General features: G+C 60.2%; 12 protein-coding genes. 1 reads left to right on the forward strand and 11 read right to left on the reverse strand.

Annotated elements, in window-relative coordinates; all coding sequences use genetic code 11:
* The first annotated feature begins 88 nt into the window (after positions 1 to 88).
* Positions 89 to 1978, forward strand: a complete 1890-nt coding sequence (locus tag QQL64_RS01895; RefSeq protein ID WP_284395455.1) for an ABC transporter ATP-binding protein — start codon at positions 89 to 91, stop codon at positions 1976 to 1978.
* Between the two features lie 30 nt (positions 1979 to 2008).
* Here the strand turns inward: QQL64_RS01895 and QQL64_RS01900 are convergent, their stop codons facing one another.
* From QQL64_RS01900 to QQL64_RS01950, 11 genes are all read right to left on the reverse strand, one after another.
* On the reverse strand, positions 2009 to 2938 hold the full coding sequence (locus tag QQL64_RS01900; protein ID WP_284395457.1) for a peptidylprolyl isomerase: 930 nt from the start codon (positions 2936 to 2938) through the stop codon (positions 2009 to 2011).
* Positions 2939 to 3009: 71 nt separating this feature from the next.
* On the reverse strand, positions 3010 to 4917 hold the full coding sequence (gene asnB / locus QQL64_RS01905; RefSeq protein ID WP_284395460.1) for an asparagine synthase (glutamine-hydrolyzing): 1908 nt from the start codon (positions 4915 to 4917) through the stop codon (positions 3010 to 3012).
* Between the two features lie 17 nt (positions 4918 to 4934).
* Complete coding sequence (locus tag QQL64_RS01910) at positions 4935 to 6434, reverse strand: glycosyltransferase family 39 protein (RefSeq protein ID WP_284395462.1); 1500 nt, start codon at positions 6432 to 6434, stop codon at positions 4935 to 4937.
* Positions 6435 to 6509: 75 nt separating this feature from the next.
* Entirely contained in the window at positions 6510 to 6785 is a 276-nt protein-coding gene (locus tag QQL64_RS01915; protein WP_284395468.1) for a lipid-A-disaccharide synthase N-terminal domain-containing protein, read from the reverse strand.
* On the reverse strand, positions 6785 to 7075 hold the full coding sequence (locus QQL64_RS01920) for a lipid-A-disaccharide synthase N-terminal domain-containing protein (protein ID WP_284395470.1): 291 nt from the start codon (positions 7073 to 7075) through the stop codon (positions 6785 to 6787). The genes QQL64_RS01915 and QQL64_RS01920 overlap by 1 nt, the downstream gene beginning before the upstream one ends.
* Positions 7076 to 7342: 267 nt before the next feature.
* Positions 7343 to 8335: a glycosyltransferase family 9 protein gene (locus QQL64_RS01925; protein WP_284395472.1), complete on the reverse strand. Its 993-nt coding sequence runs from the start codon at positions 8333 to 8335 to the stop codon at positions 7343 to 7345.
* Positions 8336 to 8750: 415 nt separating this feature from the next.
* On the reverse strand, positions 8751 to 9836 hold the full coding sequence (locus QQL64_RS01930; RefSeq protein ID WP_284395474.1) for an NHL repeat-containing protein: 1086 nt from the start codon (positions 9834 to 9836) through the stop codon (positions 8751 to 8753).
* 245 nt (positions 9837 to 10081) lie between these two features.
* Positions 10082 to 10759 carry a TorF family putative porin gene (locus QQL64_RS01935; protein WP_284395477.1) on the reverse strand — a complete coding sequence of 226 codons (678 nt, stop codon included), beginning with the start codon at positions 10757 to 10759 and terminating at the stop codon, positions 10082 to 10084.
* Between the two features lie 24 nt (positions 10760 to 10783).
* Complete coding sequence (locus QQL64_RS01940) at positions 10784 to 12064, reverse strand: S8 family peptidase (protein WP_284395479.1); 1281 nt, start codon at positions 12062 to 12064, stop codon at positions 10784 to 10786.
* Positions 12061 to 12699 (reverse strand): zf-HC2 domain-containing protein, encoded by a 639-nt coding sequence (locus QQL64_RS01945; protein WP_284395481.1) that lies wholly within the window; start codon positions 12697 to 12699, stop codon positions 12061 to 12063. Before QQL64_RS01945 ends, QQL64_RS01940 begins: the two co-directional genes overlap by 4 nt.
* Positions 12696 to 13286: an RNA polymerase sigma factor gene (locus tag QQL64_RS01950; protein WP_284395483.1), complete on the reverse strand. Its 591-nt coding sequence runs from the start codon at positions 13284 to 13286 to the stop codon at positions 12696 to 12698. The genes QQL64_RS01945 and QQL64_RS01950 overlap by 4 nt, the downstream gene beginning before the upstream one ends.
* Positions 13287 to 13382: the final 96 nt, after the last annotated feature.

The raw sequence follows: 13382 nt of genomic DNA on the forward strand, positions 1-13382 counted from the left end.
CTAGCTGTCTCTCAAGGCCGATCGCTCTATGACGCCCCCTCGTCGTGTGGGCGTGGCATGCTAATCGGGTTCAGTCCATGGAGCGGCCATGTCACGCCATTACAAAGCGTCAGCGCGTCCCCGCCGGGTCGAACCGCGGCCTGAGTCATCGAGTCTTCGCGAGCGCCTGGCCGCCCTGCGCAACGTGCCGCCGTTCCTGCTCAGCATCTGGCACACCAGCCATTGGCTGACGCTTTGCAGCGTGGTGCTGCGGTTGGTGCGCGCCGTGTTGCCGGTGGCGACCCTGTATGTCGGCAAGCTGATTATCGACGAGGTGATGCACCTGCTACGCACCAGCGGCCCCCATCCTGATATGTCGGGATGGCTCAGCAACGGCATGCTGCATCACTTGTGGATGTTGCTGGCGTTGGAATTCACGTTGGCGGTAAGCGCCGATCTGCTCGGCCGTGTCGCCGCCATGTGCGATTCGCTGCTGACCGAGCTGTACTCCAACAGCACCAGCGTGAGGCTGATGGAACATGCGGCGTCCTTGGATCTGGAAGACTTCGAAGACGCCGACTTGCAGGACAGACTCGACCGCGCACGTCGCCAGGTCGCTGGTCGCAGCGTGTTGCTGTCGCAACTGCTGGGGCAGGCGCAGGACGCGATCACCATCATCAGTTTCGCGATCGGCCTGCTGGTCTATGCGCCGTGGCTGATCGTGCTGTTGCTGGTCGCACTGGTGCCGTCGTTCGTGGGCGAGATGCATTTCAACGCGCAAAGCTACGCGGTGAATTTCCAGTGGACGCCGGAGCGGCGTGAACTGGATTATCTGCGCATGGTCGGTGCGAGTGCGCAAACGGCGAAGGAAGTGAAGAGCTTCGGCCTCAACCGCTTCCTGATCGACCGTTATGCCGAGCTGTCGCAATCGATTTATCGCGCCAATCGTCGCGTCGCATTTCGCCGCGCGGGTTGGGGTGGCGTGTTTACGACGATCGGCACGATCGGCTATTACACGGCCTATGCCATCATCGCCTTTCGTACCGTGCGCGGTGATTTCAGCATCGGCGATCTTACCTTCCTGTCCGGTTCGTTCCGACGACTGCGCACGTTGTTGGATAGTTTGCTGAGCGGCTTCTCGCAGGTGGCGGGGCAGGCACTCTACCTGGACGACCTGTTCTCGTTCTTCCGCATCGAACCAGAGATTCTTTCACCAGAAAACCCGCATCCATTTCCGAATCCCATCCGCGAAGGGATTATGTTTGAAGACGTAGGTTTCCGTTATCCCGGCGCCGAGCGCTGGGCTGTGCGTCATCTCAACTTCACCCTGCGCGCGGGTGAAGTGTTGGCGCTGGTGGGTGAGAACGGCGCCGGCAAGACGACGTTGGTGAAATTGCTATCGCGTCTTTACGACCCGGACGAAGGGCGCATCCTGCTCGACGGTCATCCGCTGTCCGACTACAGCCTGGCGGAATTGCGCGCCAATATCGGCGTGATCTTCCAGGATTACGTGCGCTATTACTTCACTGCATCCGACAACATTGCGGTGGGTCGCATCGAAGCCCGCGATGACGAGGTGCGCATCACCGATGCCGCACGACGAAGCATCGCCGACGCAGTGATCGCGAGGTTACCCAAGGGCTATAAGCAGATGCTGGGCAAGCTGTTCAAAGAAGGCGTCGATTTGTCCGGTGGCGAATGGCAGAAGATCGCCATCGCGCGCGCGTACATGCGCGATGCGCAGTTACTGGTGTTGGATGAGCCCACAGCCGCGCTGGATGCACGTTCGGAATTCGAAGTGTTTCAGCGCTTCAAGGAACTCTCGCATGGGCGCAGCGCCGTGATCATCTCGCACCGTTTCTCCACAGTGCGCATGGCAGATCGCATTATCGTGATGCGTCACGGTCAGATCAGCGAGATGGGCAGTCACGAACAGCTGGTCGCAGCAGGCGGACACTACGCCGAGCTGTTCGAACTGCAGGCGGCTGGCTATCGGTAGCTGGGCGTTGACCCTGATCTCGGCTGACGATCAGGGCGGATTAGTGCGAACCGGAATATCGATGTTGCACACATCGATCTTGCCCGCGGGCAGGGTGTAGAACGCATCGCGGCGATTGCGCTTCGCTTCGATGATCGCGGCAAAGGTCGAGCTATCGGTGCGCAGCACCTGCAGCTTCTCGCGTTCGGCAGGGGGCAGGTCGGAAGCCAATGTCACCGAGATAATCGGCAGACGTTGTGCTGCCTGCGTGTAGAAGCCGAGCGGGCCGGTGCCGCGTGGAAGTCCGGAAAGATACGGCATGCCTTCGATCACGCGACCGGCGATAGCCAAGTTGCGGTCGAGTCCGCGCGGCGCCTGACCTATCACTGCGTACAACGAATTGCCATTGCCGCTATCGGGGGCAATATCGCGCGCCACGCCTACCATGCCATAACAATGCGTCAGCCACTCGCGGCCGGTGGCGGGATCGCGCGCGGCCGGAAAGCCCTCGGTGAAACCCACTTGCGGTGCGTAGACATCGCCATCGGGTAGCGGTGTCCAAGGCAGCTTGGAATCGATCGCCCGCGTGTATTCCGGCGGTAACTTGGCCTTGGCGCTGCCCAACGGTTTGATCTTGCTCTTGTCGCCGTTGTCGTCATCGTTGGGGTCGCCCCACTGGGTGACGAAATTATCCTGCACGCGGATGATCGCCAGCCCGTCGAAGTAATGTTCGTGCACCAGAGTGCGGATGTTCGCGGCATGCAGCGGGGTAAAGTCGGGCGCCAGTTCGATCACCACGCGACCCTGCGGCAATTGCATATAGAGCAGGTTGGCGGGATCCGGCGTGCGCCATTCTTCCGGCTTCGACTTCGCGATCAGTTCCTTGGCGGTCGGCGTCGGCTTCGTTGTATCTGCCGCGGTCGGTAGAGCCAGCAGGCTGATCACGATGGCCAGTGCGATCGGAAGATGGCGCAGATGCATGAACTTCCCCTGGAAGATGTAGTGACTTAGCACGGTATCAGAGACACCGGAAACCCGCATATCGGAGATCGTTAGCTAGCTTGACTCACAAAACTGGCCGTTGCTTCAGTGCGAGTGTCACCCACCGATGAACGCGCCTGACTATCGAGCCAACCCAGCCACTCACTCAGCACGATAAGCGTCCAAATCGCGCGAGCGTGATCACTGGTCCGCGCCTGGTGTTCATCGAACAGATCCCTTGCGGCTCGAACGTTGATGCCGGCATTCAAAAGCGCCGCGCTGGACAATTGAGATTCTGCCCAGTCGCGCAGCGGCCCTCGCAACCATGCGGCCAAGGGCACAGACAGGCCGCGCTTGCGACGGGTTACCACCGATTTCGGCAAATACTCCAAGGCATAGCGCTTGAGGAATACCTTGGTGGTCAGGCCGCGGATGCGTGCCCGCACCGGCAGGGTGGCGGCGAACTCGATGACAGATTGATCCAGAAACGGAGCGCGAATCTCCACGCCGTGCAACATGCCGCCGCGATCCGCCTTCGCCATCAAGGCATCCGGCAGCGAATGCCCAAAGTCGTAACGCTGAATGGTGTCGATCAATGCCGATGGATCGTGGCGCGTATCGTCCGAGGGCGGATTGACGCCCAGTCGGCGAAGCCAATCCGGGGAGATGCTAGCGGTCCACAGCAAGTGACGCGCGAGTCCATCGAGCTCCTGGCCGCGAATAAAGCGCTTCAGCAAGAACGAAAGTGTGACCTTCTTATCGCTGGTGGGGAATTCCTCGATGAGTCGTTCCGACCAGGCCTTCATGGTTTTTGGCAGGCGCGCGTACTGACTTGCCCAGCGGGCACCGAGGTAGGTGGGATAGCCACCGAACAACTCGTCCGCGCCTTCGCCAGCGAGCAGCACGCGCACATCCCGGGAGGCGCGCTTGGTCACCAGCGAAAGCGGTAGCCATGCAGGGTCGGCCAAAGGCTCCCCGGTGGCCTCGATCAACTCGCGCAACATGCCGGGAAATTCGTGTGCAGCGACATTCACCGGAACGAAATCGCAGCCGAGATCATGAGCGAGTTGCGCGGCGGGTTCACCCTCGTCGAACGAGGCTTCCGAAAAACGGATGCAGTAGGCGGAGAGCTTCTTTTCAGGTCGCACGCTGCGCGCTACGGCCGTTACCAGTGCCGAATCGACGCCGCCGCTCAGCAGCACGCCGTAGTCGACATCGATATCGGTTTGTCGCGTTACCGCGTGACGAAACACCGGATCGAAGGTCTTAGGCGACGGCGCGGTCGCCGTGACCTTGCCGGTAGGGAACGTCCAATAGTCCTGGCGACGTATACCCGAAGGCTCGACGATGATCATCTCGCCAGGGCTCACTTTGTTTATGTCTTTCACTGGGCTTCGCGGCGAGGGGCAATAGCCGGAGCGTAAATATTGAGCGAGGCCGGCTTCATCGATCTGCGGAGTGCTGTCCTGCGCCGTCAAAAGCGCCGCCATTTCCGACGCGAACCGAACCGCGTGATCCGACGCGGTGTAGTAGAGATGGCGTTCGCCGGCGCGGTCACGCGCAAGAATCAGTCGCTGATGGCGCGGATCCCACAAGGCGAGTGCGAACACGCCTTGCAGGTGTTCCAGAAAGGCGAGTCCCTTTTCCAGATAAAGCGGAGCGATCACCGCTACATCGGTGCTGAGCGTGATGTCATGCCCGGCGGCGGCGAGCGAACGCCGCAATTCGCGATGATTGTCGATTTCGCCATTGCACGCGACGATGATGCCGGACTCGTGCTCGATCAGCGGTGGCTGTTGTTGATCCACGCCGCGGATAGCGAGGCGGTTGCTGGCGATGGCCAGGTGAGGGCGCGCGGCGAATGCGTCGCCGTGCGGCCCCCGGTGCGTCATCGCCCGGAGCATCGTTCTGCTCTTTTTGTCGAGATCCTGAATCGGATGGGCTGCATCGCGATTCAGTAGGCCGCAAATTCCACACATCTCAAAACATGCCTTTATCAGATCTGGATCAGTTCGAGCGCCTGGTCCCGCCAGGTGCCCAGGCGAGTGGCCTGGCGGACCCCGCAGCTTGTCAACGCCGGCTGCAAATCCTCAGGTTTGATGTCGGCATCGATAATCACCAGTGTAGAACGCTCTCTGTGCAAGGCGTTACATAGCGCTTGTGCGCCTTGAGGCGAATGCCAGGGAACGCCGTAGATGGATTTGTCCAGGTACATGCGGAGCCCCCACGGCGTTTGCTCCTCGATCGAGTAGCTCTGATCCGTGTTTTCCACGAATACCACCGCCGCATACGTGTCCGGCTTCGTGATGGTGCGCAACTCCTGTGCGGCCAGACGGTTATCCACGGCGGGATGCACGTAGTAAGCGCCGATGGCCTTGCATGCCAACAGGATGACGATCCATGCAGCAAGCCATGCTCGCTGGCTCGTTTTGGTCAGATCGACGCGGTCGCGCAATGCCAGCGCCAGCATCAGCGATAGGGGCAAAAACAGCGGCAGCATATACAGCGGCAGCCGCGACTGTGCCAGGCAGAACACGATAAACGGAATCAGAAACCACATCAGCAGGAAAAGCTCGACCGAATGCTGGCTCTTCCATGCTCTCCACTTATCGGCAGACAGAGCGCTGCGCAGGCCGCGGATTAAAGCAGGCCACCAGGGGAGCGATCCCAAGACCAGCGTCGGAACATAAACGACTACCCAGCCCAGCACGCCGGCATGACGATGGTGGGCGGCCGTGAACAGGCGGTTGTAGACCTCCTCATGGAGGAAGTAGTGCAGCAGTCCCGGGAAACGCAGGATAACGATCAGGTACCAGGACAGACCCACCGCCAGAAACAGCAAAATGCCTGTAAGCGGGCACAGGCGGCGAAGTCCGCGCCAGCCGTCCCGACTCACGATGAAGGGGATCACCGCCAGCAACGGAATCAGCCCTGGCGGACCTTTGGTCAGGAACGCCAGCCCCCAGCCCAGCCACATCAGCAAGACGTAGCGCTTCCGATGCGACTCGTCATCGCCGAACGCCGCGGCCACAAAGCCGAACATGGCCAGGGCTTCGCACAGTGTCAGGAACGCATCCGTGCTGATGATGTTGCCGGCGAGAAAGGGAGCCAGCGAGCAGCCGTACACCAGGCCCGGCAGCCACGGTTTTTCGGGTACTAGCCGCTTGCCCATCGCATAAAGCGCCAACAGCGTGAGCAGGAACGCCAGCGCATGGGGTATGCGCGCTGCCCACGTGTTGCGGCCGAAGACCTTCAGGGATGCGGCAATCATCCAGTAGGTGGTCGGCGGCTTCGAGAAATTCACCTCGTCGGGACTGTAGCCGGGCGCCAGATAGTCGCCCGAATCGAGCATCATGACGGCGGCGTCGACATAGCGCCCTTCGTCAGGGCTCCACAGCCCCCGCGTGCCCTGGAACGCAAAGCCGAGGAGGAGCCCCAGGCAAATCAGCCCGATCAGCGGCCATCGTGTGCGAGAAGCAGAGGTCGTTGATGGCACGCGAATTTCCTTCAAAGCGCTAGCGAAGCAAAAGGGAGCGCACGGCACGTGGGTGCCTGCGCGCAAAACCGGCCATCAAGGTTTCTGAGGAGATTTGTGCAGAAGTTGCAGATTGCGCAAAAAAACCAGCAAGGTCACCGTCTCGCCGATCACGAAAACCAGCTCCTGCCGATGGATGGCGTAACTGAGCACCAGCACGCCCCCGGCCACGCTCAGATACCAGAATACGCCGGGGACACGACTCTTCCCGCGCGCTTCGCTATAGAGCCATTGCACCAGGAACCTGGCGGCGAAGAAGGCCTGGCCGGCAAAGCCTGCGCCCAGCCAAAGGGTCTGCGAATCCAGCGTCATTACGGCGCATCCTCGATGGGAGTTGCGGCACGTTCGCGCAGCCGCAATTGGAGATTGCGTGCATAGATCAGCACGCCGCAGGACTGCCCGGCGATGAACACGGGATCCCGCTTGTACACGGCATAGCCGAGCAAGAGTGCGCCGCCGATGATGCTCATGTACCAAAAGACCATCGGTATGACACTGTGCCGTTTGTATTCGCTATAAATCCACTGGAGCAGGAAGCGTGCGGAAAAAACGGTCTGGCCGATCAATCCCAACGCAAGCCAGCCGCTTTCTGACGTTTCCATCTAGGCTCTCTTGAGGTGTGTTTTTCACGTCGGCGCAGGCTTCCCCTGCCGCCGTGACGTCGTTTGCACGGTAACTATCGCGTCAAGCGTAGCAAATGTCGGTCGATATGACGCCGAAGCAGTGCCCTAAACGAGGCGGGACCCACCCCCGACCCAACCATGCACGCCGCCAGCCGAAGCCGCTCAAAGGCTTATAAACAGGAGGTTTCACGAACTTACCGAAGCAAGTCTGGGGGTGGTTCTCGGGCGTTGCTTAGCGAAATGTTATTAATTTGTAATGGACGAGGCGGGTAGGGCAGACGTCGCCTCGGCGCGATTCATCGGCTTTGGCGATGCGGCGGACGCCGTAAACAGCTTCGGCCAGGCTTCGACAACGCGCGTCGCAGCCTCCGATGCCGAAAGCCCCTGCGTCACCAATGCGCTATTCCCGTCGCCGTAGGGGCCATAGACATTCGCGTCGGTGACGGAGAACAGACCCACCGTGGGAACGCGCGATGCCACGGACAGATGCATCACACCGCAATCGGCGCTGATCATCAGGTCAACCGCCGACATCACCGCTCCCATCCGGCGGATGCTGGTCGAGTAATAACTGGGCCACTTCGCACCGAGCATCGACCTACCGTGCATCGGCACGATTTCCACCAGATCACACTGCGGCGCAAGCTCCTTCATCGTCTTGATAAAGTCGTCCCACCATTCTTTGGGGTAACGCTTGTTACCTGTGGCGTCGGCAAAGATGCCGATCGTGCACGTCGCATGGTGCGGCGGCAACGCCGAAAGCAACTGCTGGATAACCGTCTTGCCGTTGGCTCGCTCGACGTCGGTCAGTCGAATATCCAGTGATGGAAATCCGAGAAATTCCCCCTGTTCGAGCGGCGAGTACCAGCGCACAAGACTGACCGGCCGTTTGGCCATGTGTTGCGGAGCCATGGCATCGGATACGACGTGGGTCAGGCCGGCGGCGTGTTCCGAACGATCGAAGCCGACCTTGCGCCGCCCTTTGAAAATGCGAGTCAAGGTGCGGCTGAAACCCGACCCGACACACGGATCGACGATCAAGTCGTAATGCGTCTTGCGGATACGGGATATCAGCGAGAGAAAGCGGATTGGGTGCTTGAATCCGCGCCGGGGCAGGCAATAGATATTCTTCACGCTAAAGAACGTCGCAAAGACATCGGCCGCCAAATCGCCCTCCGCGACGAAATCGATTTCAGCGCCTTTGTACAGGCGCTCCAGCTCGGCGATCAAAGGCGTCATCAGCACCATATTTCCCAGCCGATGATTCGGCCGGCAAATCAGGATGCGATAAATGCCATTCCTGGGAATGGCCTCCGATGGGACGTTCGTAGGAGAGGCGTTCAAGATTCACCGTTACGAGCTGGCAGACACTATTGCGTTTCCGACATAACCGGTCGACGTTCGCAACGTTTTTGCGATGCAGGCGGCAGCACGTCCTTCGCGGCGCAAGCGCTGAGTCTGGCGCGCCCGGCTTAGTGGGTACTTAGCGGCCTGTCGCCTTCTCATAATAGCTCATGGTGGCCGGGGGAGCGCCCAGATCGGCCTGTTTGAAGGGGTTCTGCTGGCTTAAGCAGGCCCCCACGGTTACGCCAAAAAGCAAAGCCCCACTGCTGAAGTGGGGCTTTGGGCCTCAGGTCCAGGCCATTAGATGGCGCTAGAAGCCGAACGGCGGTGTCAGTCCCGTGAAATCGCCGATCTGCTTGGCATCGTAGGGACCGTTGAGCTCGTTGAACCCGTCGCCGGGCGAGTTGAGCGCACCTTGCTGGAACACGATTTTTCCTGCTTTGTTGACTTCAATGACACGATCGTTGAATTGATCGCTGATCAAGGTATCGCCGTTGTGCAATCGAACCGCCCGCGTCGGTAGCGGTGTCGGGTTGCTGCCGGCCTGGGTATTGGTCAGGTATTGCCACACTACGTGGTCAGTGCCGTCGACTTCCACGATGCGGTTGTTGTTCGAGTCGCTGATGAGCGTATCGCCGTTGGGAAGGCGACTGGCAAAGGCCGCGCCGTTCACTGTGCCTTGCGCCGTGAATTGTTTGACGATCTGCAGATCAGGTTTGACCTCGATGACGCGGTTGTTGCTTTCATCTGCAATCAGGATGTGGCCGTTTTCCAGCACCTCGCCGCTGTTGGGATTGTTGAGCTGGTTGGGACCACTGCCGGCTACACCTGTAGTGCCGTACTGCCACACAATTTGATGATTGAGGTTGACGACGATGATGCGTTCATTGGCTTGATCCGCAATCAGCACCGCCGGCCCTGGGTGATACGGAAAGTCGATCGTAAACAGAGCCTGCACAGGTGTATTCAATTGATTCGGGCCCGATCCTGCGACGCCTGCCTGGCCGTATTGCCAAATGATGTCTCCATTGGGATCGACGATAAACACCCGGTTGTCGGGACAGCCGTTGACGGTATCGGAACAGCCCGGAAATCCCGGCGGCGTACCGGTGCCCGAAATCAAGGTGAGTGGGCCAAACCGTTCGGCATCGTTGGTGCCCACCACGCTGTGCGGGCCGGGAAGATCGGAGCCATTGCCGAAATGCCATACCACCTGATGCGTCTTGCGATCGACCTCCACGACGCGGTTGTTGAACTGGTCGGCAATCAAGATATGGCCATTGTCGTTTTGTGCAGCCACCGGGTGTGCATACAGCACACTGGCGGCTACGCCGGCCACGGCCATCGCAGTCAGCATGTGTCGAACGATTGGTTTTTGTAACAGGGTGCGTGCCATCGGAAACTCCTCCATGCGGGTTGTGAGGAAGCAAGTCCATCGGCGTCGCGAGCGGTACGCAAAACACGCATCGCAGAACGGCGCGAGTTTGTAGGAAGCTTTTTCGCGGACGAGCGAGACCTAGCCGCGCGCGCAGCTCCCTGTCCTTACGGGTTTGCCAATCCCCATCTTCACCAGATCGATGGGGTGTGTTGCTCAAGTAGCGTTACGAGTGATGCCTGTCACAGGCGCAAGTGTCGATATCGTCACCACGCATAGGAAATGCTGACGATCCAGGCGTTGCGAGTTACACCCGCGCTTGCCGGATAGCCAAAGACATAGTTGTTTGCGCCATAAACCGTCGACCAACTCAGTTGCATGTCGCACGGCGCAAGCGCCAGGCCGACGCCCATGCGGATGTCGGAACGAAAGCGGCTGACGTGGTCGTCCGCTACATCGCCGCCACGGCGTAGATAGCCCACGTGTCCGAACACGTACCACGGCCCCGAGAGCGTGTGGCTGTCGTTGAGTTCCGCATACAGCGCGGGATAGCCGGCGTTGAAGTAATCCGGCGCGTAATACACGCGGCCGACCAGCTGCTTGTAGGTGAGGCCAACGTAGGTTTCCGCATACGCATAAGATTCATGCCCCGTGAATCCCGTGTATCGCACCCCCGCTTCCCAACTCAGATCGGGCAGCAGGCGCTGCGCGAATCCCGCGTAACCGAGAAGCTGTGCCGCTTGAGTCGGATCGAGTCGCACGGTGGACATCACACCTCCCGCATACCAACCGCTTGCCGGCAGGTCGTAGTCAAATGCCAATTGAGCGGATGGCCGGTCATCGCTGAGAGAAACCCCGCGAAAACGGTAATCGGAAACCAGCGTCGCGCTGCCCGTGACCTGCGCCCTGGCCTGCATCACGAACAAGGTGAGAGCGACTGCCACGACAGCTCGTAACACGGGGCGTTCTCATCGGCGCGGCACCGAGATGGAAGCATTGGCCGTAGCGCAGTTGCACGTACAACTTCCGCTTACTCGCGCTACGGCCGCGCATGCATCGATCATGGCTGGCCGCATTGCGACCAAGCCTAGCGCAGTTTTTGCATTCAAGCTGTCGCGGAGCTGTGCTGGTGTGATATCGGGCGAAAGCTGCCGAACCAGGGCAACCAATCCGCTGACTTCGGCCGCCGAGAACGACGAACCCGTGACGAAGTTCCACCGCGCGCCGGGCTGAGTCGTGGGGATGTCTTCGCCAGGCGCGCGCAGCGCGTCGCTGATAACCAATGACTGGGCGCGCTCATCAGCGACCGCCAATACGCCGGGATAGGATGCCGGGAAGCCGCCGTCGGTCGCTGCCTCATCGACCGCACCGACCACCGTGATGTCGCGTGACAACGCGATATCCAGGAGACGTTCGAGCAAGCGGTCATGCGGGCCGGCAAGACTCAGGTTGAATATCTTTGCGCGACTATCCAAGGCGTACTGCAAGGCCTTCGCCAACGTGAAGCTGCTGCATGTTGCCGCAGCGTTGTCTGGCGATGATTGCCAACAGGCACGCAGGGCGAGCAAGCGTGCATCGGGTGCAACGCCCGCAATGCCCACGCCGTTACCTTCACGGGCGACGATAATGCCCGCGACTTCCGTGCCGTGCATCTCGGCACGGTAAACACCATCGTCGACAAAGTTTCGCGTCTGCGTTACCTGACCTGTCAGATCCGGATTCGATGTGTCCACGCCACTGTCGAGCTCGGCGATGGTGACGTTCCTGCCCGTGGTGGTTGCATGAAGTTCGGCCAGGTGCCATTGCGTGGCCGTTGGCTGCAGCCGATAAAGCGGGTCGCCTTTCCCCAGCACGTGAAACAGCTGCATGGGTTCGACCGACTCCACCCGTGAATCCTGCGACAGCGTCTGAGTTATTTGCTGCGTCGACAATCCTGGAGCTGCACGCATGACAAAACAATCGAGCCCAAGCGCAGGCATCGGCCAGCCGCTGACGAGCTGCAAGCCGTATTCATGCGCCAGTTGCCGCGCAACGTGTTTTCGCGCCGTTTCATCGGGCGTCGCCGCGTAGTTGCCGACGTAGCCATCCGCCGCACGCAAGTGAGGCGGCGCAACGCGCAACATGACCAGAACTTGCGATTGTTCCGCACCCGTTTCGTACCGGGCTACGGGCGCTGTCGATCTCACCGACGCGCAGCCGCTTAGGCCAAGCACGCACAGCACGATGACCGATGGCCAGGATCTGATCATTCGCTCCCGCCCGCTTCCAGGTTTTCCACCATGGTGACTTCAGTGGAGCCATGCAGCATTTTTTGCGCGGCGCTCGCGCGTTCACCGGGTACCCTGAGCAGATAGGCGCCGGCTTCGGTCGGGCCGCCCACGATGCGTGCATCGCTGGCGCGCACCAGCTGACGCAATTGCGCTTCGCTGATGTGCGGGTCGAACACCACGACTAACAACGCGCCCCCACTGCTCGGCGCGCTCAGCGTGTGATAGACGGGTTGCCGATTCTGAAACAGTGCTACGCCAAGCACGAGGATCAGCGCCGCTTGCGCAGCAGCCAGCCACGCAAGTCGTCGGCCGTGACGCATCCACACGGAAGGAGAGGGCGACGGCAAGACAGTTTTGGCATTTTCCGCTTTCATTCGACGACGCAAACGATGCATCGTCGGCGCTACGTCGCCCGACGTCGCCTCATTGCCGATGTACTCATCCTGTAACGTGCGCAGCCATGATGCTTCGCGTTGGCATTGCGCGCATTCGGTCAGGTGTTGCTCCACCTGTATGCGCTCGTCTTCCGGCAGGGTTCCATTGACCCACCATGGCAAGAGGCGATCGGCTTCTGCGTGCACCGAACCTTCAAACTTGATGATCCGACCATTCATATGGCCTCCCGGCGCGACGCCAAGCACGCTTTAAGCTTGCGCCGCGCATAAAACATTCGCGTCTTTACGGTGTCGACCGGGCAACCCATGATCTGGGCGATTTCACGACAGCCGTAGCCAAAGTAGTAGGTAAGCTCCATCACCGCGCGCTGTTCGGCCGAGAGCGTGCCGAGCGCGTCGTCCAGATGCTTGCGCAATTCCTGCTGCTGCAATGCGTCGTCGGGGCCGACGGTGGTGGTGTCGATGTGCTCGCTGGAATCGACATCCGCCGGTTCACCGAATCGTTTGAGCGCTTTCAGTGATTGGCGATAAGCAATCGCCAGAATCCAGGTGGATACCTTCGCGGTGTGATTGAAGGTATACGCCTTGCGCCAGACCACCATCATGGTGTCGTCGATAATTTCCTCGACCAGCGCCGGTTGCTTCGTCATGCCGCGCACAAAGCGCTGCAGGCGCGGCTGGTAGATGCGATAGAGCTTGTCGAAGGCATCCATTTCTTCCGCAGCCACGCGGCTAAGCAGGGCAGCCTCTTCCTCAGACGAGGCACCATCGCCGCGCTTTGCCGTATCCGCCTGCCTGTCGTGCATGGCCGCTCCCGGGGCTCCGTGCCCTTCGCGTATACGTCCATACCCTGCGCGGGCATTTTGGTTCATTCGGGTGGCTTTGAGCCACCCGAATCTACA

Origin of the sequence: Dyella lipolytica (assembly GCF_030160075.1) — a bacterium.
GTDB classification, from domain to species: domain Bacteria; phylum Pseudomonadota; class Gammaproteobacteria; order Xanthomonadales; family Rhodanobacteraceae; genus Dyella_B; species Dyella_B lipolytica.

What these genes read in the sequence shown, in the direction of transcription:
- QQL64_RS01920 (WP_284395470.1), bottom strand. Translation starts at nt 7,075, where the DNA reads ATGGAAACGTCAGAAAGCGGCTGGCTTGCGTTGGGATTGATCGGCCAG.
- QQL64_RS01930 (WP_284395474.1), bottom strand. Translation starts at nt 9,836, where the DNA reads ATGGCACGCACCCTGTTACAAAAACCAATCGTTCGACACATGCTGACT.
- QQL64_RS01925 (WP_284395472.1), bottom strand. Translation starts at nt 8,335, where the DNA reads ATGACGCCTTTGATCGCCGAGCTGGAGCGCCTGTACAAAGGCGCTGAA.
- QQL64_RS01950 (WP_284395483.1), bottom strand. Translation starts at nt 13,286, where the DNA reads ATGCACGACAGGCAGGCGGATACGGCAAAGCGCGGCGATGGTGCCTCG.
- QQL64_RS01915 (WP_284395468.1), bottom strand. Translation starts at nt 6,785, where the DNA reads ATGACGCTGGATTCGCAGACCCTTTGGCTGGGCGCAGGCTTTGCCGGC.
- QQL64_RS01940 (WP_284395479.1), bottom strand. Translation starts at nt 12,064, where the DNA reads ATGATCAGATCCTGGCCATCGGTCATCGTGCTGTGCGTGCTTGGCCTA.
- QQL64_RS01895 (WP_284395455.1), top strand. Translation starts at nt 89, where the DNA reads ATGTCACGCCATTACAAAGCGTCAGCGCGTCCCCGCCGGGTCGAACCG.
- QQL64_RS01945 (WP_284395481.1), bottom strand. Translation starts at nt 12,699, where the DNA reads ATGAATGGTCGGATCATCAAGTTTGAAGGTTCGGTGCACGCAGAAGCC.
- asnB (WP_284395460.1), bottom strand. Translation starts at nt 4,917, where the DNA reads ATGTGTGGAATTTGCGGCCTACTGAATCGCGATGCAGCCCATCCGATT.
- QQL64_RS01900 (WP_284395457.1), bottom strand. Translation starts at nt 2,938, where the DNA reads ATGCATCTGCGCCATCTTCCGATCGCACTGGCCATCGTGATCAGCCTG.